Here is a 24,987-nt window from a genome sequence, read left to right on the forward strand (position 1 = left end):
GACGCTCAGGCTTTGCTCCCGGCGCCGCTGTACTGGCCATGGGGCCGGTAGCGTGTGAGATAGCTCGGCAGAATCGCTTCCACCGTGGTCGGTGCGATGCCGATTCCGGCCAGGGTCCGGTTCTGGCTTGACGCTTCTGCGGAAACAACATTGTCGCTTCTGAGCAGAACAACCTGATCGCCGGTCAATGGCGGGGCAATGAATGGAACAAGGCTGGCAATTTTGCCGATCATCGACGCCACGCTCCATGGCAGCGGAAGCAGGACGCGCTTGCGATGGGTAATCTCGAGGATCTCCTCAAGACATTCCCTGAAGCTCATCACCCTGGGTCCACCCAGTTCATAGGTCACGCCACCTGCCAGCGTGCCGTCGACACTGCGCGCGACCGCTTCGGCGACATCGCCGACATAGATCGGCTGGAACTTTGTTTCCCCGCCGCCGATGAGCGGCAGGGCCGGGAAAAACCGCGCCATTTCGGCGAATTTGTTGAAAAAATCGTCTTCCGGCCCGAAAATGATCGACGGTCGCAGGATCACCGCATCGGGCATGATTTTGCTGATCGAGGTTTCGGCGCGTCCCTTGGATCTGGCATAAACCGATTCGGATTCAACATCGGCGCCGATGGCCGAGATATGGGTGAGGCCGGCGCCCGCCGCGCGGGCGGCTTCGGCGACGGCGCGCGCGCCAAAATCCTGGACTGAATCAAAGGTGTTGCGTCCCGATTCAAACAATATGCCGACGCAATTGACGACATGATCGGCGCCTCTGACTGCCCGGTTGACCGAATCGCGATTTCGCAGATTGGCCTGGACAGCGACGATCTGGCCAACCCCGCCCAACGGCTGAAGATGGCCGGCGAGATCGGGCCGTCGCACGGCGACCCGAATGCGGTAACCGCGGCGGGCGAGCGCACGCACGACGTGGCGGCCAACAAAGCCGGACCCGCCGAATACCGTTACGAGCTTGGGTTGGATCAGCGATGTCATCTAGGCACTCCCTCGCAGGGTCAATGGGCAGGTTGATCAATCAAGAGCAGCCCGGTCGGGTCAACGTTCAAGCATGCTCTTAGTCAAAAACAGCCGCGAGGTGAAGAGCCAGGCCCTGCGCCAAATGGACCATTCTCCGGCTCAGGCCTCATGTCCTTGAACAATCAGCAGTTCGCCATCGGAAAATTGCTGGCGGATGGCACGGGCCTTTTGATAGGTCGCGGAATTGTAGCAGGCGATGGCCGCCTCGTAGCTGGGGAATTCGATCACGACGTTGCGGGCCCGCGACTGGCCCTCGACCGGATTGAAGTCTCCGCCGCGCACCAGAAAGTTTGCGCCAAACTCCTTGTAGGCCGGCGTCGCAGTCTCGACATAGGCCTTGTATGCCTCCGGGTCATGCACATCGATGCGCCCGATCCAGTATCCCTTGGCCATGATCTGCTCCTTCAGTCCTGTGACATTTCCAGGCGGATCGCCCGGGCTGCGGCGGCCGGATCGGCAGCGGCGTTGATCGGTCGTCCGACAACGAGATGTGATGCACCGGCGGACAGCGCCCTGGCAGGCGTCATAACCCTTTTCTGGTCGCCGTGATCGGCGCCGGCTGGCCGGATACCCGGTGTGACGATTGCCATATCGGGACCAATGATGGCGCGCACAGCCGCGGCTTCGGCGGCAGCACAGACAATGCCACCCATTCCCGCATCACGGGCTTGTGCGGCACGGCGCTTGACCAGTTGCTCGGGAGACATGGCATAACCGGCTTCAGCAAGATCGCCGGCATCCATCGAGGTCAGCACGGTCACGCCGAGAAGGCACAGATCGCTGCCCTTGGCCGCGGCAACAGCCGCGCGCATGGCTTTCGGGTAGGCATGCAAGGTGAGCATGTCGACGCCCATGCGCATCACGTTCTCCACACCCTTGGCGACGGTGTTGTCGATATCGAGAAGCTTCATGTCGAGAAAGACCTTGAGCCCCGACGCCTTGAGATCGCGGGCCAGCGACAATCCGCCCGCAAAGGCGAGTTGGTAGCCGATCTTGAAAAATACCGCTTCGTTGTCGATCCGCGCCACCAGGGCCTCGGCTTCGGCAACTGAGGGTACATCGAGAGCCACAATCAGGCGCGAATCAAAGGCGTCAGTGGCTGCCACATTCAAATCAACCGCTGCATTTGTCATCATGCATTCCCTCCGTACTATCCGGTCCTCGCATGAAGACGGAGCTATCGCAAGAGGGGTGAGACAAGAGCCTCACCGGCTGTTCATCATCGTGCAATGGGTGAGCAGGGATTTGCAGGCCTTGGACAGCATCGCCCGTGTCCGTTCATCCCTGAGCCCTCCGGCTTCATCGAACGCATCCGCCGCGCCGCCGACCGAGCATTGCTCGCTGATGACTTGGGTACCGACATTCATCAGCACCGAGCGGACATGATACAGCCCGCGAATGCCTGAAAATTTTCCGTTTGAAGCCGATCCCAGAGCCACATACCGTCCCGACCATGGCTTGAACGGCCGGTCGCCGTCGCTGGAAATCAGGCTGACCCAGTCAATCATGTTCTTGAGCAGCGGCGGGATTGACGAATTGTATTCCGGGCAACACAGGAACACCCCGTCCTGGGCGGCAATCAGCCGCCCCAGTTTCATGGCGTTTTCGGGTATGCCGGACCGGTTCTTGAGATCCTCGTCCACAATCGGCAGGGGAAAATCGATCAGCGAGATGCGAGTGACATCGGCGCCCTGCTGCGCCAGTTCGAGCGAAGCCGCCGCCGCCAGTGACGCATTGAACGAACCACTGCGGTTCGAGCCGGGGAGAACGAGGATTTTCGGGATCATGGACTGCTCCGCTGCACATCAGGTGGCTTTGATCGAGATTCTTCAGGTTCACAGACCCTTACAGATCACCATGGACCAGCGCAAACAACGCGATCAAGTTCGGGGGGCGCCGGGTGTGGATAGCGGCAGGCGAGGGATTACGGGCTGGACGACCACGGGCCGGTTGGAGTGGGATGCACTATTCCACTCTGTGGTAGATCCACAAACGCGCCGGCGGCACATTGCGCATGACAAAGTCATGATGAACCACTGAAAAGCTCGATCCGCGCGCCGTCACCGGCGATATCGGACCATAGGAAAACTGCACCACGGGGCGGCCAGGCGGAAGGCGATCGAGAAGATCTTCAATCAGCCCGACCCGGTGGTCCATGGGGAAGTTGAGCAAGGGAATCCCCGAAATAACGCTGTCAAACAGGCTGGTGTTCAAATCTCCCAGGGTCTTGTCGAGATCGAACGCATCGCCGTGAATAAACCGGACTTCGGGGTAATCAAGTGTCAGGCGGCTGTGAAAATCGCGGGAATTTTCAATCGACACCAGATTGGCCGGAGCCACGCCGCGGGCCAGGATGGCGCGGGTGATCACTCCGGTGCCCGGTCCCAGTTCAAGCACCGGAAGACCCGACGCCGGGTCGATCACCCGGGCCATCGACCGGGCTGTGATCGTTGAGGTCGGCATGATCGCACCGACTGCCTTCGGACCGTCTATCCAACCCTTGAAAAAACGGATTTCATCATCGAAACGCCTGGCAAACCGCCCGGAAAAATTCATGCCCACATCCTGCACCTCCCAAAGGCAATACCCGATCGTCCGCGCAATAGGGACGACGCGATCTGGGCACAACACGGTTTCTCTTGGGCGACGCCAGTCCGGGCCGCAAGATCAGTCTGTCAGCGTATCGAAAAAGCCCTTCATCCGTGAGAAAAAGCCGGTTGATTCGGGGCTGGTCTCCTTGGAGGACAGTTCCTGAAATTCCATCAGCAGTTCGCGTTGCCGTTTGGACAGCTTCTGTGGGGTCTCGATCGAGATCCGGATATAGAGGTCGCCAAACTGAGCGGAGCGCAGCACCGGCATGCCCTTGCCGCGCAATCTCAACTCCTTGCCTGGCTGGGTGCCTTCGGGCACCGATACGCGTGAGCGCGCGCCGTCCATCGTGGTGATGTCAAACTTGCCGCCCAGCGCCGCCGAGGTCATCGAGATCGGCACGGTGCAATACAGATCGGCACCCTCCCGCTGGAAAACCGGATGGGGTCGCACGGACAGGAAAATGTAGAGATCGCCGGTCGGGCCTCCGCGCATGCCGGCTTCGCCTTCGCCAGCAAGCCTTATGCGGGTGCCATCCTCGATGCCTGCCGGAATATTGACTGACAGTGAGCGCTCTTCGGTCACACGGCCCTGTCCGGCACACTTGGTGCAAGGGTCGGTAATGGTCTGGCCACGACCGTGGCAGGTCGGGCAGGTGCGTTCAACTGAAAAGAAGCCCTGTGCCGCGCGCACACGGCCCGCGCCGCCGCAGGTGGCGCATGTGGTCGGCTGCGTACCGGGCTTGGCGCCAGAGCCGGAGCATACATCGCACGTGATCGAGGTGGGAACCCGGATCTGCGCGGTCTTGCCCGCATAGGCTTCCTCAAGCGAGATTTCCATGTTGTAGCGCAGATCGGCGCCGCGTTCGCGACCGCCGGACGAGCGGCGGCCACCGCGACCGCCTCCCATCATTTCGCCGAAGATATCTTCGAAGATGTCGGAGAACCCGCCGCCACCGCCGAAACCGCCCCCCATTCCGCCAGGACCGCCCTGTTCAAAGGCGGCGTGACCGAAGCGGTCATAGGCTGCGCGCTTCTGAGGATCCTTCAAGGTCTCGTAAGCCTCGTTTATCTCCTTGAACTTGTGCTCGGCGTCGGAACTGTCGGGATTTTTGTCCGGGTGGTATTTCATGGCGAGTTTCCGGAAAGCGCTTTTCAGCTCCTTCTCGTCCGCGCCACGCGCCACACCAAGCGTTTCGTAAAAGTCTGGCTTGGCCATAGTATCCGTCTATCTCTCTTCCGGGAGCGTCCATAGCGATGCCGCAGGCTCGATGGACGCACAAGAACTCACACATGCCCCGCCTCAACCGGTGAGGAGGACTCGCGCCTGAACGCGTTCCTGCGTCATGTAGTCACTCGTCGGGAAAAATTCTAGCCCCCAATACGCCTCACAGTGCGTCACAGCCCGGTTTCAAACCTGTTGCCGAGACAATCGACGGCGTCCGATGAGACCGACAAGGGTTGTTTCGATCCACTTGCCCGCGGGCCGCTCAAACCAGCGTGCGGATGCCAGCGCCACACCGATGGTCAAGATCATGGGGAGCGGCAAAAAGAGCCAGAACAGCGCAGGATCGTCAATTCCGATCAACCGTTTCCACAAAAGCGAGTAGGCGAAAAGTTCGATGACCGGATGCCAGAGATAAATCCCGAACGACACCGTTGCCACAGGCATGACAGGATCAAGCCATGCCGTTTCATCCTTCCCGGTCCGGTCAGCCAGGGCTGCCAGGACAATGGCCACTCCGAACAATCCGAGCGTGAGATAGATATTGGCCTCGGAGAACATGGCGACGAAAACGCCGCCAAACATGCCCCAGGCCAACCACTGGCAGCGCCGTGGCACCTTGATTTGCCGTGTGACGACACAAAGCAAAGCGCCGAAACAAAAGTCCGCCGCCACCCGATATGCGGCCCATAATTTGGTGTTGAACCAGTAGTCGTATTTTTCGGTCGCACCGTGATCGGCAATCTCCAGTGCCACGATGATGGTCGCCACCAGCAGCGCCAGTCCAAAGGCCCGGCCGCGAGCGAAAGCGAAAAGCACGACCGGGAATATCAGGTAGGCAAACCATTCTCCCGAAAGCGACCAGGACACATAGTTGAACGTCAATTCGGAATCCACGCCCCAAGCCTGGATCAGCATCAGATTGGCTGGCAGTGCCGTCAGATCATAGCGGGTGTCGGCACCCTGGGAGTTGACCAGACCGAAGTAAACAAGCACCGCGAACGCAACGAAGAATGAAAGCGTGATCAGGTGAAGCGGATAAAGCCGGGAAAGCCGCTTGATCAGGAAACCGGCATAGTTTTCACCGGTATTCTCCATGCGGCCATAATGTTCGAAAATCAGAAAGCCGGACATGATGAAAAACATGTCGAGCAGCGGCAGCATATGCTCGAACCATTTGACGACCGGCTCCGGGTTCGGCGCGGAGTGCGCGAAGTGATAGGCCATCACCAGCATCGCGGCGAGAAGTCTCCAGACCCCAAACAACCTGTAGGTCTGCTTCACTACCGTACTCCAATCCATGATGCCAACCTGCTGCAAGGCCTGGAAAAGAGCTTGCAGAGGGTCTGGAATGTCCGGACTTCATATTCGCAATGCCATTCCGGTGTGCTTGATAAGTATTTCATGAATCACTGAATAATGATCCGGGCCGGCTTTCACAAACGGAGCTTGAAAACATCGTAAACGTAAAAAGGGCCCCGCAAGCGGAGCCCTTCGTTCATGCCGGGCTTATGTCAGACCGGATGTCAGGCGGATTTCTTATGGTCGTCGTCTTCGTCTTTGACTTCCTCGAAATCGGCGTCGACGACTTTCTCGTCGCCTTCGGCTTCACCTTCGCCGCCATCAGTCTGGGCCTGCTCATACATGGCCTGACCAAGCTTCATGGAGACTTCCATCAGAGTCTGGCTCTTGGCCTGGATGTCTTCGGCGTCCGGCTCTTCGGCTTCCACGGCTGCCTTGAGCGCGGCAATGGCGTCGGCAATGGCGGCACGATCCTCTTCGGAGACCTTGTCACCATAATCCTTGAGCGACTGTTCCGAGGAGTGCACCAGGCTTTCGCCCTGGTTCTTGGCCTCGACGACGGCGCGACGCTTCTTGTCGGCCTCGGCATTGACCTCGGCTTCCTTGACCATTGCCTCGATATCGGCGTCAGACAGGCCACCCGATGCCTGGATGCGGATCTGGTGCTCCTTGCCGGTGCCCTTGTCCTTGGCAGAGACGTTGACGATGCCGTTGGCGTCGATGTCGAAGGTGACTTCGATCTGCGGCACGCCGCGCGGGGCCGGCGGAATGCCGACGAGATCGAACTGGCCGAGAACCTTGTTGTCGGCGGCCATTTCACGTTCGCCCTGGAAGACCCGGATCGTCACGGCATTCTGGTTGTCTTCAGCGGTGGAGAAAACCTGGCTCTTCTTGGTCGGGATCGTGGTGTTGCGGTCGATCAGACGGGTGAACACACCACCCAGCGTTTCGATGCCGAGCGACAGCGGGGTCACGTCGAGCAGCAACACGTCCTTGACGTCACCCTGCAGCACGCCAGCCTGAATGGCGGCGCCCATGGCAACGACTTCATCCGGGTTGACGCCCTTGTGGGGCTCCTTGCCGAAGAACTTCTTCACCACTTCCTGGATCTTGGGCATGCGGGTCATGCCGCCGACCAGAACCACTTCGTCGATGTCTGCAGCCTGAAGCCCCGCATCCTTGAGCGCAGCCTTACAAGGCGCGATCGTGCGCTGGACGAAATCATCGACCAGGCTTTCGAACTTGGAGCGGCTGAGCTTCATGGTCAGGTGCTTCGGCCCGGAGGCATCGGCGGTGATGAAGGGAAGGTTGATTTCGGTCTGTGAAGCGGACGACAGCTCGATCTTGGCCTTTTCGGCAGCTTCCTTGAGGCGCTGCAGCGCGAGCTTGTCCTGTTTCAGGTCAATGCCCTGCTCCTTCTTGAACTCGTCGGCGAGATAGCCAACCAGGCGCATGTCGAAGTCTTCGCCACCCAGGAAGGTGTCGCCGTTGGTCGACTTCACTTCGAAGACGCCGTCGCCGATTTCGAGGATCGAGACGTCGAAGGTGCCGCCGCCAAGGTCATAGACGGCAATGGTCTTGCCTTCGGTCTTGTCCAGGCCATAGGCCAGGGCAGCAGCGGTCGGCTCGTTGATGATGCGCAGCACTTCAAGACCGGCAATCTTGCCTGCATCCTTGGTGGCCTGACGCTGGGCGTCGTTGAAGTAGGCCGGAACCGTGATGACGGCCTTCTCGACCTTCTCGCCAAGATAGGACTCGGCTGTTTCCTTCATCTTCTGAAGGATCATCGCAGAGACCTGAGCCGGCGAATACTTGTCGCCATTGGCCTCGACCCAGGCGTCGCCATTGTCGCCACGGACGATCTTGAACGGAACCAGTTCCTTGTCCTTGGACACGGCCTTGTCTTCGTAGCGCCGGCCGATCAGGCGCTTGACTGCAAACAGTGTATTTTCCGGATTGGTGACCGCCTGCCGTTTGGCCGGCTGGCCAACCAGACGTTCGCCGTCATCATTAAAGGCCACCATTGACGGTGTGGTGCGGGCACCTTCCGCATTTTCAATCACGCGGGCCTCCTTGCCATCCATCACTGCAACGCAGGAATTGGTGGTTCCGAGGTCGATACCGATTACTTTCGCCATGTTACTTTCTCCTTGAAGCGAGCTGCCGGGACCCGGTCAGGCGTTCCATTCGACAGCCCCTAACGGGACATTACTGAAAACAGGATAATCTTGATCATCCGTTTCCGCCGCCAATCAGGACCGCTTCAATACGGCGCCCGCTGGAAGCGTTGAGGCGTATATAAGAATGTCCCCGACAGACTGCAAGCGCCGCGGATTGCCCAGATGGGCGGTTCACGCCTGTTTTTGCGAGATAAAGCGGTCAATCCGGTTCTAATTGCCCAACAGGATATCAAGCAAGGTAGTCCGTTTTCCGTTGTCGGGCCGGGACGAGGCTACGCCAATGCCGGCAGGCTGGGTCGGAACGCCCTGACTGGTGGCGCTCGTGGCGTCGCGCGAAACCGGCACAGGCGCCAGATCGCGGACAAGATCGGCCACGGCATCGGTGTCGGTGGGCGCGGGACCGTCAAGCGCCACCGGCGGAACCGGATTTCCCAGCGGCAGGTTTGCCGGCGGCAGCCCCGAATGGGCAACCTGCATGAACTTCTTCCAGGTCTGGGCCGGAAGCCCGCCGCCTGTGACATTCTTCATCGGCTTGCCGTCGTCATTGCCAAACCAGACGCCGGTGACAAGATTGGCGGTGTATCCGACGAACAGGGCGTCGCGGTAGGACTGGGTGGTTCCGGTCTTGCCGGCCGCCGGCCAGCCGTCCAGCCGCGCCTTGCGGCCGGTTCCCTGCTCGACAACACGTACCAGCATGCGGTTCATCATGCCGGCAACGGCCGGATCGATAACCCGCGGTGGATTGTCATAGGTGTTTTCGTAAAGCACCTTGCCGGCCTGGGTGGAAACCCGGCGAATGACGTGCGGTGTGGCCTTGTAGCCGCCATTCATGAACGGCGCATAGGCTCCGGTCAGTTCCAGCAACGTCACTTCGGACGTGCCCAGGGCGATCGACGCATTGGCCTTGAGCGGCGCTTCGATGCCAAGCCGGTGGGCGGTCTGCACCACGGTTCTGGGCCCGACTTCCATGACAAGCTGCGCCGCCACAGTGTTGAGCGAATCGGACAGCGCATCCGACAAGGTCACCTCACCGCGATACTTGCCGTCATAATTTTCCGGCGTCCACTTGCCGATCCGGACCGGCGCATCGTTGCGCACAGACAGCGGCGTGCGGCCCTGTTCAAGTGCTGCGGTATACACAAACGGCTTGAACGCGGACCCGGGCTGGCGCAACGCATCGGTTGCCCGGTCGAACTGGCTGGTGGCATATTCGCGACCGCCGATCAGCGCCCTGACGGCGCCGGTGCCATCAACAGAAACCAGCGCGCCCTGGCCGACCTTGAGCCTGGCGCCATTCTCCTCAAGTGCGGCGCGCAGCGTCCTTTCAGCTTCGCGCTGCAGATGGAAATCGATTGTCGTGTCGACCACCAGATCTTCGGTGATCTTGCCGACCAGATCCGGCAATCTTTCCATCACCAAATCCGCGACATAATTCTCGGACCCGGTCCAATAGCTTTTGGCGCGCACCTGCGGGCTTGTCAGCGCGGTGGCGATTTCACTGTCGGACACCACACCATGATCACGCATGGCGGCAAGCACGACTTGCGCACGTGCCTCGGCGGCCTTGGGATCACGCGCGGGCGACAACCGCGACGGCGCCTTCAACAGCCCCGCGAGAAGAGCGGCCTCGGCCAGGGATACGTCGCGGGCCGGTTTGCGGAAATAGCGCCGCGACGCAGCCTCGACTCCATAGGCGCCGGAGCCAAAGAACACGCGGTTGAGATACATTTCAAGGATCTGGTCCTTGGTGAAACGGTGTTCGAGCCACAAGGCCAGCAGCACCTCCTGAACCTTGCGTTCAATGGTGCGCTCCGGCGAAAGGAACAGGTTCTTGGCCAATTGCTGGGTCAGGGTCGATCCGCCCTGGACCATCCGCCCGGCCATCACATTAGAGACCATGGCCCGCGCCAATCCGATCGGGTCGACGCCAAAATGCGAATAGAAGCGGCGATCCTCGATGGCAATCACGGCCTCGGGAATATAGGGTGACATATCGCCCAGAAGCAGCGCTTCGCCGCCGGTGGCGCCGCGATTGGCCATGATCTCGCCCTTGACCGAGACGATTTTCACATTCGGGGGACGGTCCGGAATCGACCATGTCGCAGCACTCGGCATGCGGGCGCCGTAAAATGCGACGACGCCGGCAATAGCGATGCCGCCCCAGATTGCCAGCACGAAACACCAATAGACCATGCCGCGCAGCACGCCAGCAAGGCGGCTCCGCGATGTCCGTGACTTGGGTTTGCGGGTTTTGGGCGAGGATTTCTTGCGGCGCTTGGGCGGCGTGGACTTGCCTGCCACCCGTTCATCGGCAATCGTCCTTGCGCTCGCTTTGGACCGACCGCCCTCAAAAGAAGGTTCGATACGGTTCGAGCTGGATTTCTTGCGCGCCATGAATGATCCGGATGCTGTTGTGGACCCGGTCAGCCTGGCAATCGTGACAATTGCGTCCGCGAGCCGGGGTATTGGTTCGACTGCAATTCCGGAAAGGGACATTCGGTGTCCCGCTCCGAAACTGCCCGGTGATCGCAAAACACCCTAAATGCGACGATTTAAGGGGCGGTTAAGGAAACCGCCCCTTTTCGCATTGAACCCGCGCGCCGGATCGTCCGTCTTGACCAGACCCGCGCCTATCGCGTCGACAGGGTCTCCAGTATGCGGATCCAGGAGCGGATTCCCTTGGCGTAGGATATCAGGTCGTATTTCTCGTTGGGGGAATGGATGCGGTCATCTGTCAGACCGAAACCGCACAGCATCGACTGCAGCCCCAATATGTTCTGGAAGTCGCCGACAATCGGGATGGAACCGCCCATGCCGATCATCACGGCCGGCTTTGGCCATTCATCGGTGAGCGCTGTGCGGGCCTTGGTGACCACCGGCGAATCATAAGGCAACTGAATTGCGGGCGAGCCGCCGTGAGGCGCATAACTCACCGTGCAATCGGCAGGAAGACGGGCTTCCACATGAGCGCGGAAGGCGGCGCGGACCTGATCTGGGTCCTGCTTGCCGACAAGCCGGAATGACACCTTGGCCGAGGCTTGCGCCGCGATGACGGTCTTGAAACCCTCGCCGGTATAGCCGCCCCACATGCCGTTGACCTCGGCGGTCGGGCGCGCCCAGGTGAGTTCGAGCACCGACCGGCCCTTTTCTCCTGAAGGGAGCGAAAGGCCGACCTCGCCGAGAAATCCTTCCGCGTCGCGGCCGAGGCTTTCCCAGCTGGAAAGAACCTGTGCCGGCGTTTCCTCGACGCCGTCGTAAAATCCCTCAAGCGTCACCCGGCCTGTCTCGTCATGCAGATCGGCAAGGATGGCCGACAGGATATGCAACGGATTGGCAGCCGCGCCGCCGAACAGGCCCGAATGAAGATCCCGGTCTGCGGCACGGATGGTTATTTCCTCACCGACCAGACCGCGCAACGCCACCGCGATGGCCGGTGTCTCGGGGTCCCACATGCCGGTGTCGCAAACCAGGGCGCATTCGGCCTTGAGTTCCTCGACATTGGCCTCGAGGAACGGCTTGAGTGACGGCGACCCGGATTCCTCTTCGCCTTCAAACAGGATGGTGATGCGGCATGGCAAAGACCCGGCTGCGGTTTTCCAGGCCCGGCAGGCCTCGACAAAGGTCATAAGCTGCCCCTTGTCGTCGGACGATCCCCGGCCTGTGATAACCTTGCGACCCGGCGCGATTTCCTTGATCGCCGGCTCGAACGGAGGCTCGTCCCACAGGTTCAGGGGATCAACAGGCTGAACGTCGTAATGGCCATAGAACAGATAATGTGGCGCATCCGGCGTGGCGCCGGGATGATGGGCAACCACCATCGGATGGCCGGTGGTATCGCGCAGACTGGCGTCAAAGCCGAGCGATGCCAGTTCATCGACCAGCCATTGGCCGGCGCGGCGACATTCAGGCGCATAGGCCGGATCGGTGGAGATCGACTGGATGCGCAAGAGCCCGAACAGACGCTCAAGACTCTCGTCGAGATTGGCATCGGCGGCGGAAAGGGCGGCGGTCAGGTCTGTCATGGCAAGCTCCGTAGGGAATCAGAAGCGCAAAGACTACTGCATAATTCGCCATTCCGGACCCGATCCGGGAGTGAAAATTCGGCTGCAAGTCGAGGCATGTGAAAGCGGCCGGATTTGACATCAACCACACAGGACCTTGCGCGGTCCGGACCGGACAAAGAAAAGCCGCCATGACCAGGGGGGAGGTCATGGCGGCATATTGATCGGACAAGGGCCACAAGAGGGGGCGGGGAGGCCCTTGTCCTGGGTCTGGAGGCGGCGGGGGACGAGCCGGAGTTCCAGACAGCGGCTTATTCGTTTGCCGATGTTGATGATCTGGCCCCGGGAATGTGGCTTTTCAAGGACACAAAGTATTGCAGAAGATTACAAATTGGTAACCATTGTGTGATCGCGGAGGGAGCCAGGTCGCCCCGAAAATTCACCCATGCGCTGCATATTTATGGATTATCGCGCGAAATCAATATTTTAGCATCCCCTAAAGGATGCGACTCTGCTTATCTCATTGTTCAGCTTGAATCGCACCAACGACCATGTTGACCCGCCAGGTAACCTATGGGTCAGGCGACACGCGTTAGCTCTTTGTTTCTTCAAGTCGTTATCGCAAAACCGCAGGACACTTTTGCGCGACGTGGGTTCGTTTGGGCTGCGATGCCTGTCGACACCGACATGACATCCGGCCGGGGCAAGTCAACAATCTCGCCCGAGGTCATGGCGGACGCAGTTCTTGAGGGTAGTGCGGAGCGACGTCAGACCGTTGCCGCCGGCCTGTCACGCCGGATAATGATCCTCAACCGGTTGCTGCAGGACCTGGTGCGCTGGATTCTGGCGCGAAATTGACTGCTTTTCCCGGCATATCGAGTGCGAAACACATGGACCTTGGCGGCACCCCGCGCTAATCCTGCACCATGAAAAAAGGTGATCATCTCTTCCTCGTCGACGGCTCCGGCTACATTTTCCGCGCCTATCACGCCTTGCCGCCGCTGACGCGCAAGTCCGACGGGCTGCCGGTCGGCGCCGTGGCCGGTTTCTGCAACATGCTGTGGAAGCTGATGGTGGACACGCGCGACACCTCGGTGGGGGTGACACCAACCCATTTCGCGGTGATTTTCGACTATTCGTCGAAAACCTTCCGCAACGAACTCTATCCCGAATACAAGGCCAACCGCTCGGCGCCGCCTGAAGATCTGGTGCCGCAATTTGCCGTTATCCGCGAGGCAACGCGGGCTTTCGACCTTCCTTGCATCGAGATGGAGGGATTCGAGGCCGACGACCTGATCGCCACCTATGCGCGGCTGGCGCGCGAAGCCGGCGCCGATGTGACGGTGATCTCGTCCGACAAGGACCTGATGCAGCTGGTCGGCCCGCAGGTGTCGATGTATGACTCGATGAAGGACCGCCAGATCGGCGTGCAGGAAGTCATCGACAAATGGGGCGTGCCGCCCGAGAAGATGATCGATCTGCAGGCGTTGACCGGCGATTCGGTCGACAATGTGCCGGGCATCCCCGGCATCGGGCCGAAGACTGCCGCACAGCTGATAGAGCAATTCGGCGATCTCGACACGCTGCTTGAGCGTGCCGGCGAAATCAAGCAGAACAAGCGCCGCGAGAACATCATCGAATTTGCCGACAAGGCGCGGATTTCCCGCGAGCTGGTGCGGCTCTGTGATAATGTCGAGGTCGCCGAGAAGCTCGACGAACTGGTGCTCAATCCGCTCGACGGGCCGAAGCTGGTGGCGTTCCTCAAGGGCATGGAGTTTACCTCGCTGACCCGGCGCGTCGCCGAAGCCACGGATACCGACGCCGGTGCGGTGGATGCGGCCGAAATCGCAGTTGATGCGGCTTCGGAACTGCGCGGACCCGATCTCGATCCGGGCCAATCTGCAGCGACCAGAAGCTCAACAGGATCTGGCGGCGACGACACGCCGCAGGATCTTGCAAAACGGCGCGCGGAAGCTGCGGTCGCGGCCAAGATCGACACCAATGCTTACGAGACGCTGCGCGACATAGACCAGCTCAAGGCCTGGTGCGCGATGGCGCGAGAGACCGGGGTGGTGGCGTTCGACACCGAAACCACCTCGCTTGATGCGATGCAGGCGGAACTGGTCGGCTTTTCGCTGGCGGTCCCGGTAACCGCGCCGGATACCGGCGAGCTCAAGGTCAAGGCCTGCTATGCGCCGCTGATCCATTCCAACGGCGCTGGCGATCTGCTTGGCGGCGGCGGACTGCAGCCGGGACAGATGCCGGTGCGCTCGGCACTCGACGAGATCAAGGCGCTGCTGGAAGATCCATCAGTGCTCAAGGTCGGGCAGAACCTCAAATATGACATGCTGGTTCTGGTCCGGCACAATATCTCGATCGTCAGCTTCGACGACACGATGCTATTGTCCTACGTGCTCGACGCCGGTCGCGGCGGCCACGGCATGGATGCGCTGGCCGAACGCTGGCTCGGCCACACCACCATCTCCTACAAGGACGTCGCCGGATCGGGCAAAAGCTCGATTCCGTTTGCTGAAGTGATGATCGACAAGGCCACCGCCTATGCCGCGGAAGATGCCGATGTGACCTTGCGGCTCTGGCATGTGCTCAAGCCAAGGCTGGTGGCCGAGGGCATGGCGGCGGTCTACGAGCGGCTGGAGCGGCCGCTGGCGCCGGTGCTGATGCGCATGGAGGAGCGCGGCATCCGCGTCGACCGGCAGATCCTGTCACGGCTTTCGGGCGAGCTGGCGCAGGGAGCGGCAGCGCTGGAAGCAGAAATCCAGGAGCTGGCCGGTGAGAATTTCAATGTCGGTTCCCCCAAGCAGCTCGGTGAAATCCTGTTCGACAAGATGAGCCTGCCGGGCGGCTCGAAGACCAAGACCGGGCAATGGTCCACCTCCGCCCAGGCGCTTGAAGATCTCGCGGCCGCCGGACACGAACTGCCGCGCAAGATCGTTGACTGGCGGCAGCTGACCAAGCTCAGATCCACCTATACCGACGCGCTGCCCGGCTTCATCAATCCCGAGACCAAACGGGTGCACACCTCGTTCGCGATGGCAGCGACGACCACCGGACGGCTGTCATCGTCCGATCCCAACATCCAGAACATTCCGGTGCGTACCGCCGAAGGCCGCAAGATCCGTACCGCCTTCATCGCCGAACCCGGCAATGTGCTGATCTCGGCGGACTACAGCCAGATCGAACTCAGGGTGCTGGCGCATGTCGCCAATATTCCGCAACTGACCCAGGCCTTCGCCGATGGCGTCGACATTCACGCCATGACCGCGTCTGAAATGTTCGGCGTTCCCATTGAGGGCATGCCGTCGGAAGTGCGCCGTCGCGCCAAGGCGATCAATTTCGGCATTATATACGGCATTTCGGCGTTCGGGCTGGCCAACCAGCTTGGCATCGAGCGGTCGGAGGCGGGAGACTATATCCGCAAATATTTCGAGCGATTCCCCGGCATCAAGGACTACATGGAAGCCACCAAGGCGGAAGCCAAGGAGCATGGTTATGTGACCACCATCTTCGGCCGCCGGGCGCATTATCCCGAAATCAAGTCACCGAACGCACAGGTGCGCGCCTTCAACGAGCGCGCCGCCATCAATGCGCCGATTCAGGGCTCCGCCGCCGACATCATCCGCCGCGCCATGCTGCGGATGGAGCCGGCACTCGACGCCGCCGGGCTGAAGGCGCGGATGCTGTTGCAGGTGCACGACGAACTGATCTTCGAAGCAGCGGAAACGGATGCGGAAAAGATCATTCCAACCATTGTCGAGGTGATGGAAAACGCCGCCATGCCTGCCATCGACATGGCGGTGCCGCTGAAAGTCGACGCACGTGCCGCACTGAATTGGGACGAGGCGCATTAGCGTCAGGCACGCCTGGGCCATATTGCGGGGCTGGCTGTATATACGGGCGTTAAAAGATTGTGACTTTGCGACAGACGGTATTTGTCTGACGCCATCAACGCCCAATGGAGGGTGGGCTTGATTTTGCTTCGCGAAGGCGCCTGCCATGCCGAAATCCCTGACCGTGTTTGCCAGCACACCGACCGCAGCGTTGGTACTGGCCGATTTCCTGATATCGCCGGTGGACCAGGCAGCGCCATCGGCGTTTACGCCCTCATGCAGACGCTGCTGCCATTTTTGGCTTTTGCCATTGCAACAGGATTGCCCGGCTTGGTATTCCGCAACCGGCAAGGCTTGCGGGTGAGATATTGGAGAACGTGACTGACAATCAGGGTCTGGTGCTTGAAGACGCCCGCGCCGCTGGCGGCCAGGTGCACGAGGTCGATCCGGCATGAGCGACATTGCCGCCCGCTATATGGATCTGCCGGTTTCCGATGCGCTTGATCGCTTGCGCGCAGCTCTGTCCGATGGGCCAAATGCCGTGCTTGCGGCACCTCCCGGTGCCGGCAAGACCACGCTGGTGCCGCTGGTGCTCAAGGATGAACCCTGGCTGGGGGGCAAGATCATCCTGATCGAACCGCGGCGGCTGGCGGCGCGGGCCGCGGCGCGACGGATGGCGGCGATGCTGGGGGAAGAGGTTGGTGGAACCGTCGGCTACCGGATGCGACTCGACACGAAGGTGTCGGCCAGAACGCGCATTGAGGTGGTGACCGAGGGCGTGTTCACCCGCTTGGCGCTGTCATCGCCGGATCTCGAGGGCATCGATTGCGTCATCTTCGACGAGTTTCACGAACGCGCGCTGGAGGCTGATTTCGGCCTGGCGCTGGCGCTTGATATCCAGTCCGGGCTGCGCGAGGATCTGCGCATTCTGGTGATGTCGGCAACGCTTGATACAGCGCGCGTCGCAGCACTGCTTGACGATTGTCCGGTGATCGAGAGCAAGGGCCGGAGCCATCCGGTTGAACAGAGATATCTCGACCGCCCTGCCGGCCAGCGTATCGAAATCGCCATGACCAGTGCCATCGAGATGCTTCACCGCACCGAAACCGGCTCAATCCTCGCGTTTTTGCCGGGGCAAGGCGAAATCCGGCAGGTGGCGGCCAGGCTTGAGGGCCGTCTGGGATTGATGACGGACGTGCAGCCGCTTTATGGCGGGCTGAGTTCGGCTGACCAGGATGCCGCGATCAGGCCAGCGCCGGAACGGCGACGCAAGGTGGTTTTGTCCACGCCGGTGGCGGAAAGCTCGATCACCATTGACGGCGTGCGTATCGTCATCGACAGCGGGCTGGTGCGGCAACCGGTCTATGAACCATCGACCGGCATTACCCGGCTTGAAACCATCCGGGCTTCACAAGCCTCCGCCGATCAACGCGCCGGACGGGCCGGACGAACAGCGCCTGGTATTGCCGTGCGGCTATGGCGGGCCGAACAGACCAAGGCGTTGCCCGCCTTTTCAACGCCGCAGGTACTGGCAAGCGACTTGTCCGCCATGGTGCTCGACTGCCTGGCCTGGGGCGTCAAATCTCCCCGCAGTTTGCGTTTCATCGATCAGCCGCCCGACGCGGCAATCGAGGAAGCGCGCGCCCTGCTTCACAAACTTGGCGCTACCGGTGCAGACGGTGGATTAACCGCCCGGGGCAAGCGCATGCGCGATTTGGCGTTGCCGCCGCGGCTGGCCTCGATGGTGGTTGCCGGAGACGAAGACGGGCACGGCTTCGCCGCGGCCGAACTGGCCGTACTGCTGACAGAACAGGGACTGGGCGGGCAGGATGTGGATCTCGAAGGCCGGCTGTCACGGTTTCGCAATGACCGAACGCCGAGAGGATCAGCCGCCAGGGCTCTGACGGCGCGGCTGGCGGGCGGAGGCAAGTTCAAGCGCGCCCACGAGGCGATCCCGGCGGCTGGCCTGCTCGCACATGCCTTTCCCGACCGCATCGCGCGGCAAAGGGGCGGCCGGGGCCGGTTCGTGCTGGCAAACGGCCGGGGCGCGACACTGGATGAGACGGACCGTTTGGCCGGCGCGGAATTCCTGGTGATCGCTGATCTGAGCGGCAAGGCCCAGGCAGCGCGAATTCTCGCTGCGGCGGAGTTGACAGGGCAAGCCCTGGAGGATGTGCTGCTTGAGCAGGCGACGCAAGCTGACGAGTGTGTCTTTGATGCGCAGTCAGGTTCGGTCCGCGCCCGGCGGGTCAGCCGGCTTGGCGCCATCACGCTTGCCGAAACGCCACTGCCCAAGCCCGACGACATGGCCGCGATGGCCGTCCTGTGCACGGCGATCCGCAAAATCGGCGTCAAGGCATTACCGTTTTCCGCCGCCGGGCTGCAATTGCGCGACCGGATCAGCTTTTTGCACCGCAGTCTCGGAGCTGCCTGGCCGGATGTGTCCGACGGAGCGTTGCTCGAGGATCTCGAAACCTGGTTCGCCCCGTTCCAGCCAGGGATCACCTCCCTGAGGGAGATCGGCCGCGATGGTCTCAACGAGGGTTTGCTGTCTCTGTGCGGACCCGGCGCAAAAGCCCAGATCGCCAGGCTTGCGCCGACCCATTACGAGGCGCCGACCGGATCGCGCGTGCCGATCCGCTATGACGAGGACAGTCCGGTGGTGGCCATCCGCGTGCAGGAACTTTTTGGTGAAACCCGGCATCCGGCGATTGCCGGGGGACAATTGCCGCTGACGCTGGAATTGCTGTCGCCGGCGCACCGGCCGATTCAGACCACGCGCGATCTGCCGGGATTCTGGCAAGGCTCCTGGGCCGATGTGCGTGCCGACATGCGCGGACGCTATCCGCGCCATCCCTGGCCAGAAAATCCGGCCGCGACCGGGCCCACCCGTCGCGCAAAACCGCGCGGGACTTGACGCACGCCAGTTCACTGTTTCTGCATGTGGTTATCACAAAACCGCCGCACCCTTTGTGCACCATGCATTCAAGCGGTTTCAGCCAAACCGATTGTCCAACACCGGTTTGGTACGATAGACCAGAATCCATGACCCTATTCCCGCCTTTTCTGGACGATCATTCCATCCGCCACCGTTTGCGCCTGCAAACCCTGATCCGGCTTCGGTGGCTGGCCGTGCTCGGCCAGAGCGCCACGGTGCTGATCATCGCCCACGGCTACGGATTCGACGTTCCGGAATTTCCATCCTTTACCCTGATCGCCTGCTCGGCCTATCTCAATATTTTCCTATCCGTCCGCTTCCCTGCCGCCCACCGGCTGCCGCCGCTTGGTGCGACGGCTATCTTGTCTTTTGATGTGGCGCAGCTGTCGGGTCTGCTGTTCCTGACCGGAGGGCTGGCCAATCCGTTTTCCGTGCTGTTGTGCGTTCCGGTGATTATTTCATCGGCATCACAGCCGGTGCGCCATACGCTCGGTCTCGGCGCGTTGTCGGTGGCCATCGTCACGGTGCTGGTGTTTTATTCATTGCCGCTCCCCTGGTACCCCGACAGCAGTTTCGAGGTTCCGTATCTGCTGATCGCCGGCACATGGATCGCCATCGTCTCGACCACGGCGTTCGCTGCGTTCTATTCCTTTCAGGTTTCCGCCGAGGCCAATCAGCTTGCCGATGCGCTGGCCGCGACCGAACTGGTCCTGCAACGCGAGCAACATCTCTCGGCGCTCGATGGGCTGGCGGCGGCAGCGGCGCATGAACTGGGAACGCCGCTGGCGACCATTCAGATCGTGGCCAAGGAGATGGAAAAGGCCCTGGCCGACGATCCCCGGTTTACCGACGATCTGATGCTGCTGCGCAGTCAGAGTGAACGCTGCCGCGATATCCTGAAACGCCTGTCCACCCTTTCAGCCGAAGACGAGGCGCATATGGTGAGATTGCCGCTGGCCTCGCTGATCGAGGAAGTCATCGCACCGCACCGGGAATTTGGAATCGCCATTGATGTCGTTCACGAAAAAACCGGAATGCGCGAGCCGGTCGGCCGCCGCAACCCCGGCATTCTGTTCGGTTTGGGAAATCTGATCGAGAACGCTGTAGACTTCGCCCATGAACGCGTTACCGTTACGGTTTCCCACGGGCAGGACCGGCTCGACATCATCATTGATGATGACGGGCCGGGGTTTGCGCCCGATGTTCTCGCCCAGATAGGAGTTCCGTTCATGAACCGGCGCAACCGCCTGGATCACGAGAAGGCCGGTGGCCTGGGGCTTGGATTGTTTATCGCCAAGACGTTGCTGGAGCGGTCCGGCGCGCAATTGGCATTTTCCAACAAACAACCGCCTCAAACCGGAGCGCGTGTCCAGGTCACATGGCCACGCGAAAAAATGGACCTGTTTGGATCGGGAATGCCGCAAGAAAATGCGGCTGGAACTGGATAAATTGCAAATTGACGTTAAATTGAAGATACAGATCCGTATTGCGTACGCCCCCAAGGTGAATCATGACTGACAACAGTTTCCAGCCAACAGAAACCCGATCCATCGGGCCGGACCCGACACTTCTGCTTGTGGACGATGACGGCCCTTTTTTACGAAGGCTTGCCCGCGCCATGGAAGCCCGGGGTTTCGAGGTCGAAATCGCCGAGAGTGTGGCCGAGGGTCTTGCCAAGGCCAAGGCCAACACACCCAAATACGCCGTGGTGGACATGCGGCTTCAGGACGGCAACGGGTTGGATGTCATTGAAGCAATCCGCGAACGCCGGGATGACACACGCATCATCGTACTGACCGGTTACGGCAATATTGCCACGGCTGTGACCGCGGTGAAACTGGGAGCGATCGACTATCTGGCCAAACCCGCCGACGCCGATGAGGTTTTCGCGGCACTGACCCGCAAACCCGGCGAGCGTGCGGAAGTTCCCGAAAATCCCATGTCGGCTGACCGGGTTCGCTGGGAGCATATTCAACGGGTCTATGAAATGTGCGACCGCAATGTCTCGGAGACCGCGCGGCAGCTCAACATGCACAGGCGTACCTTGCAGCGGATCCTCGCCAAGCGCGCGCCGCGCTGATTTCCAGTTTGCCGGTCCGGCGCAACCGTTGGGAAATCCGGTTGGCGCATTTCGTGGAATTGCTCCAGGATTGGCCTTATCCAGCAGACAATTCAGCCTGCAACAGACGGTCAGCGGCAGCGCGGGCAAATCTCAGCAGCATTGCCTTGCGAGACGCCGCGGCAAGCCGGTGCTCTGGTGCTTCACGCAGCAGATGACCGGACCATTCATCAGCGATGATCAAGCCACAGTCTTCAGGAAACAGGTGTGCGGGTACGCCGGCATGGGTGGCGAAAAACAGCCGGTCGCAATGAAGACGGTAGTCAGGCCATTTGGTATCGGCCCGGAAATCTTCGACGGAGGACTTGATCTCGACGATCCAGATTTCACCGGTTCCGCTGAGCCCGACCAGATCGGCGCGGCGGCCGGATGCCAGGGTCAATTCGGCCACCATTGACAGGCGCAAATCGAAAAACAGCCGCTGCACGCCCCGGCGCACCATCAACGCCCGGTCGGACTGACGGCCATCGATCAGCGGGTTGTCCGAATGGGGAGAGATGATTGGCATGATCCATATTTGCCCCGGTTCCGATGCTGCCGCAACGTCCGGTGGCAGTCTTGTTGCAGAAAAACAATGGCTTTTGACAAAGCGTGAAGTCCTGTGCGTTTTTTCTTTGAAAACCGTTGCATGGTTAGGACTTGTTTAAAATAACCGAGGTCAAGTTGTGCGCGATTCTAATTCGGCGTCAACACCTTGCCCTCGGAAGATCCCATCATGACAACTCGCTTTTCGCTTACCATTGCAGCTCTGGTCGCAGCATTTTCGCTTGCGGCTTGTTCTCCCAGCTCGGAGGGCGGTGGTTCCGACACCATTTTCACCTCCGAATACGGCACCGTCAAGGATTCGGGATATTCCATTCCGGCCGTTCCGATCAGCAAGGTCGACAAGCGGTTCCACCGCCAGATCGTCTCCTACAGCACCAAGGAGAAGCCCGGCACGATCATTGTAGATACACCCAACCGGTTCTTGTATCTGGTGCTGCCGGGCAGGAAAGCGGTGCGTTACGGCATCGGCGTCGGCAAGGCCGGATTTGCCTGGGAAGGCGAAGCCTATATTGCCTGGAAACAGCAATGGCCGACCTGGACGCCGCCCCGGGAAATGATTGACCGCAAGCCTTCGCTTGCCAAATACGGCAAGGACGGCATGCAGCCCGGCCTGACCAATCCGCTCGGCGCGCGTGCGCTTTATCTGTTCAACCAGAAGGGCGAGGACACGCTTTTCCGGCTGCATGGCACACCCGAATGGAACTCGATCGGCACGGCTGCATCTTCGGGTTGCATTCGCCTGATGAACCAGGACATCATCGATCTCTATGAGCGTGTCCGTCCCGGCAAGAGCGCCCGGGTGATCGTCAAGCAATAATCTTCACGCATCTCGCAAACAAAAACCCGCCGGAGCGATCCGGCGGGTTTTTGATGCGTCATCCCGGCCACGATCGCCGGATAAAGCGCTGTCAGGCGCTGGCGGCCTTGAGTTCGAGGCGACGCCGGTGCAGCACCGGTTCGGTGTAGCCGTTGGGCTGGGCGCGGCCTTCCAGGACCAGTTCCACCGCAGCCTGGAACGCCACCGACTTGTCGTAATCCGGCGCCATCGCGTGATACGCCGGATCTCCCGCGTTCTGGCCGTCCACGACAATCGCCATGCGCTTCATGGTCTCGATGATCTGGTCCTTTGTCACCACGCCGTGATGCAGCCAATTGGCCATGTGCTGTGCCGAAATCCTCAGCGTCGCACGATCTTCCATCAGCCCGACATTGTTGATGTCGGGAACCTTGGAGCAGCCAACACCCTGATCAACCCAGCGCACGACATAGCCCAGGATGCCTTGTGCATTGTTGTCGATTTCGCGCTGGATTTCCTCGGGCGTCCAGTTCGGATTCTTCGCCACCGGGATCGACAGGATGTCATCGAGCCTGGCGCGAGAGCGTGATTTGAGGCCGGACTGAACTTCGCTCACATTGACCTTGTGATAATGCGTGGCGTGCAGGGTGGCCGCCGTTGGTGAAGGTACCCAGGCGCAATTGGCTCCGGCTTTCGGATGGCCGATTTTCTGCTCCAGCATCGCGGCCATCAGATCCGGCATGGCCCACATGCCCTTGCCGATCTGGGCGTGACCGGCAAGACCGCATTCCAGACCGACATCGACATTCCAGTTCTCGTAAGCAGAGATCCAGGCGGCCTGCTTCATGTCGCCCTTGCGGATCATCGGTCCGGCTTCCATCGAGGTGTGGATTTCGTCGCCGGTCCGGTCGAGGAAGCCGGTGTTGATAAACACCACCCGCTCGCTGGCGGCGCGGATACACTCCTTCAGATTGATGGTGGTGCGGCGCTCCTCGTCCATGATGCCCATCTTGATGGTATTGGGCTTCATGCCGAGCGCAGCTTCGACGCGCGAGAAAATCTCGACGGCGAAAGCCACTTCTTCAGGGCCATGCATCTTCGGCTTGACCACATACATCGACCCGGCAGTCGAATTGGCCCGCCGTCCATCCGGTCCAATGTCGTGCAGGGCGATCAATCCGGTCACGAACGCATCCATGATGCCTTCGGGGATCTCGTTGCCATCCCGGTCAAGGATAGCCGGATTTTTCATCAGGTGGCCGACATTGCGGACCAGCATCAGCGAGCGGCCCTTGAGCGTTGCGTTCTTGCCTTCGGGTGTGGTGAAATCGAGATCGCCGTTGAGCTTGCGGACAAAGCTTTTGCCACCCTTGTGCACTTCTTCCGCAAGGTCGCCCTTCATCAGGCCAAGCCAGTTGCGGTAGACCAGCGTCTTGTCCTCGGCGTCGACGGCAGCAATTGAATCCTCGCAATCCATGATGGTGGTGAGAGCCGACTCGAGTCCGATATCGCCGATACCTGCCGGATCGGTCTTGCCGATCATGCTGTCCGGATCGACAAGAACCACAGAGTGCAGGCCGTTCTTTTCGAAATAGAGCCGGTAAGCCTGCTCATCCTCACGCTTGAAGCCGGTGTACTGCGCCGGATCGGCGAGCGCCGTCTCGCCTTTGGCAGTCTCGATCTTCAGCTCACCCTTGTCAAAATCGAAGCCGGTGACATCGGCCCATTTTGCATTCGCCAACGGAACACTGTCATCAAGAAACGACTTGGCCCAGGCGATCACACGGGCACCGCGGCCCTCGTCATATCCACCGGCCCCAGGTAGATCGCCCAGTGCATCGGTGCCGTACAGCGCGTCATAGAGCGACCCCCAGCGGGCATTGGCGGCATTGAGCGCAAAGCGCGCATTCATCACCGGGACCACCAGTTGCGGACCCGCGACGGACGCGATTTCCGGATCGACATTTTCGGTCGATACCTGGACCGGGCCGCCTTCGGGAAGCAGATAGCCGATCGATTTCAGGAATTCCTTGTAGGCATCGAGATCATGGGGCGCGCCGTTTTTGCGATGCCATTCATCGATTTTTTCCTGCAAGGCATCCCGTTTGGCGAGCAGCGCATGGTTTTTTGGCGCCAGATCATCAATGGCGGCGCCGAAGGCCTCGAAAAAACCGTCAGCCTCAACCCCGGTTCCGGGCAGCGCTTCATCAACAATGAACTCATAGAGGTCGGCGCTGATCTTGAGGCCATTCTTTTCAATTCGCTTCACAGCATGTCTCCTCTTAGCGAGCGCTGTGCTTTTCAACGGTTCGCACAAACGCTCTGTCTCTTGTTATTCACGCGGTCACGGGCGGAACGTCGCCTTCCCCGCCTTGCCTCAAATCGCTTCGAGGCGAGACGGAGTCCGCCGCATTAT

At 60.5% G+C, this 24,987-nt stretch carries 19 protein-coding genes; 7 read left to right on the top strand and 12 right to left on the bottom strand.

Annotated features, from left to right (window positions below; translation table 11 throughout):
• Positions 1-5 precede the first annotated feature (5 nt).
• From ABJN75_RS20715 to ABJN75_RS20760, 10 genes are all read right to left on the bottom strand, one after another.
• Entirely contained in the window at positions 6-986 is a 981-nt protein-coding gene (locus ABJN75_RS20715) for a complex I NDUFA9 subunit family protein (protein ID WP_348441499.1), read from the bottom strand.
• A 141-nt stretch (positions 987-1,127) separates the two neighbouring features.
• Positions 1,128-1,421: a DUF1330 domain-containing protein gene (locus ABJN75_RS20720; RefSeq protein ID WP_348441500.1), complete on the bottom strand. Its 294-nt coding sequence runs from the start codon at positions 1,419-1,421 to the stop codon at positions 1,128-1,130.
• Positions 1,422-1,432: 11 nt separating this feature from the next.
• A complete protein-coding gene (pyrF, locus tag ABJN75_RS20725) occupies positions 1,433-2,161 on the bottom strand; it encodes an orotidine-5'-phosphate decarboxylase (protein ID WP_348441525.1) in 729 nt (242 codons plus the stop codon).
• A gap of 72 nt (positions 2,162-2,233) precedes the next feature.
• Entirely contained in the window at positions 2,234-2,815 is a 582-nt protein-coding gene (locus tag ABJN75_RS20730) for an NAD(P)H-dependent oxidoreductase (RefSeq protein ID WP_348441501.1), read from the bottom strand.
• A 178-nt stretch (positions 2,816-2,993) separates the two neighbouring features.
• On the bottom strand, positions 2,994-3,584 hold the full coding sequence (gene pmtA / locus ABJN75_RS20735; RefSeq protein ID WP_348441502.1) for a phospholipid N-methyltransferase PmtA: 591 nt from the start codon (positions 3,582-3,584) through the stop codon (positions 2,994-2,996).
• 111 nt (positions 3,585-3,695) lie between these two features.
• A complete protein-coding gene (dnaJ, locus tag ABJN75_RS20740) occupies positions 3,696-4,835 on the bottom strand; it encodes a molecular chaperone DnaJ (RefSeq protein WP_348441503.1) in 1,140 nt (379 codons plus the stop codon).
• A 192-nt stretch (positions 4,836-5,027) separates the two neighbouring features.
• The gene (locus ABJN75_RS20745; protein ID WP_348441504.1) at positions 5,028-6,143 is read right to left on the bottom strand and encodes an acyltransferase; all 1,116 of its coding nucleotides are present in this window, start codon (positions 6,141-6,143) and stop codon (positions 5,028-5,030) included.
• 224 nt (positions 6,144-6,367) lie between these two features.
• Positions 6,368-8,281 carry a molecular chaperone DnaK gene (gene dnaK / locus ABJN75_RS20750; protein ID WP_348441505.1) on the bottom strand — a complete coding sequence of 638 codons (1,914 nt, stop codon included), beginning with the start codon at positions 8,279-8,281 and terminating at the stop codon, positions 6,368-6,370.
• Between the two features lie 252 nt (positions 8,282-8,533).
• Complete coding sequence (locus tag ABJN75_RS20755; protein ID WP_348441526.1) at positions 8,534-10,717, bottom strand: transglycosylase domain-containing protein; 2,184 nt, start codon at positions 10,715-10,717, stop codon at positions 8,534-8,536.
• Positions 10,718-10,953: 236 nt separating this feature from the next.
• Entirely contained in the window at positions 10,954-12,345 is a 1,392-nt protein-coding gene (locus tag ABJN75_RS20760) for a M20/M25/M40 family metallo-hydrolase (protein ID WP_348441506.1), read from the bottom strand.
• Between the two features lie 648 nt (positions 12,346-12,993).
• On the opposite strand from ABJN75_RS20760, the gene ABJN75_RS20765 reads away from it, so the two are divergent.
• The 6 genes from ABJN75_RS20765 to ABJN75_RS20790 all read left to right on the top strand — a co-directional run bounded on the left by ABJN75_RS20765 (position 12,994) and on the right by ABJN75_RS20790 (position 21,190).
• Complete coding sequence (locus ABJN75_RS20765) at positions 12,994-13,182, top strand: hypothetical protein (RefSeq protein ID WP_348441507.1); 189 nt, start codon at positions 12,994-12,996, stop codon at positions 13,180-13,182.
• 68 nt (positions 13,183-13,250) lie between these two features.
• Positions 13,251-16,193, top strand: a complete 2,943-nt coding sequence (gene polA, locus ABJN75_RS20770) for a DNA polymerase I (RefSeq protein WP_348441508.1) — start codon at positions 13,251-13,253, stop codon at positions 16,191-16,193.
• An 81-nt stretch (positions 16,194-16,274) separates the two neighbouring features.
• Positions 16,275-16,553 carry a hypothetical protein gene (locus tag ABJN75_RS20775; RefSeq protein ID WP_348441528.1) on the top strand — a complete coding sequence of 93 codons (279 nt, stop codon included), beginning with the start codon at positions 16,275-16,277 and terminating at the stop codon, positions 16,551-16,553.
• Positions 16,554-16,623: 70 nt separating this feature from the next.
• A complete protein-coding gene (gene hrpB / locus ABJN75_RS20780; protein ID WP_348441509.1) occupies positions 16,624-19,089 on the top strand; it encodes an ATP-dependent helicase HrpB in 2,466 nt (821 codons plus the stop codon).
• A 128-nt stretch (positions 19,090-19,217) separates the two neighbouring features.
• Positions 19,218-20,558 carry an ActS/PrrB/RegB family redox-sensitive histidine kinase gene (locus ABJN75_RS20785; protein WP_348441510.1) on the top strand — a complete coding sequence of 447 codons (1,341 nt, stop codon included), beginning with the start codon at positions 19,218-19,220 and terminating at the stop codon, positions 20,556-20,558.
• Between the two features lie 62 nt (positions 20,559-20,620).
• Positions 20,621-21,190, top strand: coding sequence for an ActR/PrrA/RegA family redox response regulator transcription factor (locus tag ABJN75_RS20790; protein WP_348441511.1), 570 nt, complete (start codon positions 20,621-20,623; stop codon positions 21,188-21,190).
• A gap of 76 nt (positions 21,191-21,266) precedes the next feature.
• Here ABJN75_RS20790 and ABJN75_RS20795 read toward each other — a convergent pair whose 3' ends face one another.
• Entirely contained in the window at positions 21,267-21,737 is a 471-nt protein-coding gene (locus ABJN75_RS20795; protein WP_348441512.1) for an MmcB family DNA repair protein, read from the bottom strand.
• Positions 21,738-21,944: 207 nt separating this feature from the next.
• Here ABJN75_RS20795 and ABJN75_RS20800 point away from each other — a divergent pair, with 207 nt between their 5' ends.
• Positions 21,945-22,592 carry a L,D-transpeptidase gene (locus ABJN75_RS20800; protein ID WP_348441513.1) on the top strand — a complete coding sequence of 216 codons (648 nt, stop codon included), beginning with the start codon at positions 21,945-21,947 and terminating at the stop codon, positions 22,590-22,592.
• Between the two features lie 91 nt (positions 22,593-22,683).
• Here ABJN75_RS20800 and ABJN75_RS20805 read toward each other — a convergent pair whose 3' ends face one another.
• Positions 22,684-24,840 carry a malate synthase G gene (locus ABJN75_RS20805; protein WP_348441514.1) on the bottom strand — a complete coding sequence of 719 codons (2,157 nt, stop codon included), beginning with the start codon at positions 24,838-24,840 and terminating at the stop codon, positions 22,684-22,686.
• Positions 24,841-24,987: the final 147 nt, after the last annotated feature.

It is taken from the genome of Hoeflea sp., from assembly GCF_039975035.1.
Classification (GTDB): Bacteria; Pseudomonadota; Alphaproteobacteria; order Rhizobiales; family Rhizobiaceae; genus Hoeflea.

What these genes read in the sequence shown, in the direction of transcription:
- ABJN75_RS20715 (WP_348441499.1), bottom strand. Translation starts at nt 986, where the DNA reads ATGACATCGCTGATCCAACCCAAGCTCGTAACGGTATTCGGCGGGTCC.
- ABJN75_RS20720 (WP_348441500.1), bottom strand. Translation starts at nt 1,421, where the DNA reads ATGGCCAAGGGATACTGGATCGGGCGCATCGATGTGCATGACCCGGAG.
- pyrF (WP_348441525.1), bottom strand. Translation starts at nt 2,161, where the DNA reads ATGACAAATGCAGCGGTTGATTTGAATGTGGCAGCCACTGACGCCTTT.
- ABJN75_RS20730 (WP_348441501.1), bottom strand. Translation starts at nt 2,815, where the DNA reads ATGATCCCGAAAATCCTCGTTCTCCCCGGCTCGAACCGCAGTGGTTCG.
- pmtA (WP_348441502.1), bottom strand. Translation starts at nt 3,584, where the DNA reads ATGAATTTTTCCGGGCGGTTTGCCAGGCGTTTCGATGATGAAATCCGT.
- dnaJ (WP_348441503.1), bottom strand. Translation starts at nt 4,835, where the DNA reads ATGGCCAAGCCAGACTTTTACGAAACGCTTGGTGTGGCGCGTGGCGCG.
- ABJN75_RS20745 (WP_348441504.1), bottom strand. Translation starts at nt 6,143, where the DNA reads ATGGATTGGAGTACGGTAGTGAAGCAGACCTACAGGTTGTTTGGGGTC.
- dnaK (WP_348441505.1), bottom strand. Translation starts at nt 8,281, where the DNA reads ATGGCGAAAGTAATCGGTATCGACCTCGGAACCACCAATTCCTGCGTT.
- ABJN75_RS20755 (WP_348441526.1), bottom strand. Translation starts at nt 10,717, where the DNA reads ATGGCGCGCAAGAAATCCAGCTCGAACCGTATCGAACCTTCTTTTGAG.
- ABJN75_RS20760 (WP_348441506.1), bottom strand. Translation starts at nt 12,345, where the DNA reads ATGACAGACCTGACCGCCGCCCTTTCCGCCGCCGATGCCAATCTCGAC.
- ABJN75_RS20765 (WP_348441507.1), top strand. Translation starts at nt 12,994, where the DNA reads ATGCCTGTCGACACCGACATGACATCCGGCCGGGGCAAGTCAACAATC.
- polA (WP_348441508.1), top strand. Translation starts at nt 13,251, where the DNA reads ATGAAAAAAGGTGATCATCTCTTCCTCGTCGACGGCTCCGGCTACATT.
- hrpB (WP_348441509.1), top strand. Translation starts at nt 16,624, where the DNA reads ATGAGCGACATTGCCGCCCGCTATATGGATCTGCCGGTTTCCGATGCG.
- ABJN75_RS20785 (WP_348441510.1), top strand. Translation starts at nt 19,218, where the DNA reads ATGACCCTATTCCCGCCTTTTCTGGACGATCATTCCATCCGCCACCGT.
- ABJN75_RS20790 (WP_348441511.1), top strand. Translation starts at nt 20,621, where the DNA reads ATGACTGACAACAGTTTCCAGCCAACAGAAACCCGATCCATCGGGCCG.
- ABJN75_RS20795 (WP_348441512.1), bottom strand. Translation starts at nt 21,737, where the DNA reads ATGCCAATCATCTCTCCCCATTCGGACAACCCGCTGATCGATGGCCGT.
- ABJN75_RS20800 (WP_348441513.1), top strand. Translation starts at nt 21,945, where the DNA reads ATGACAACTCGCTTTTCGCTTACCATTGCAGCTCTGGTCGCAGCATTT.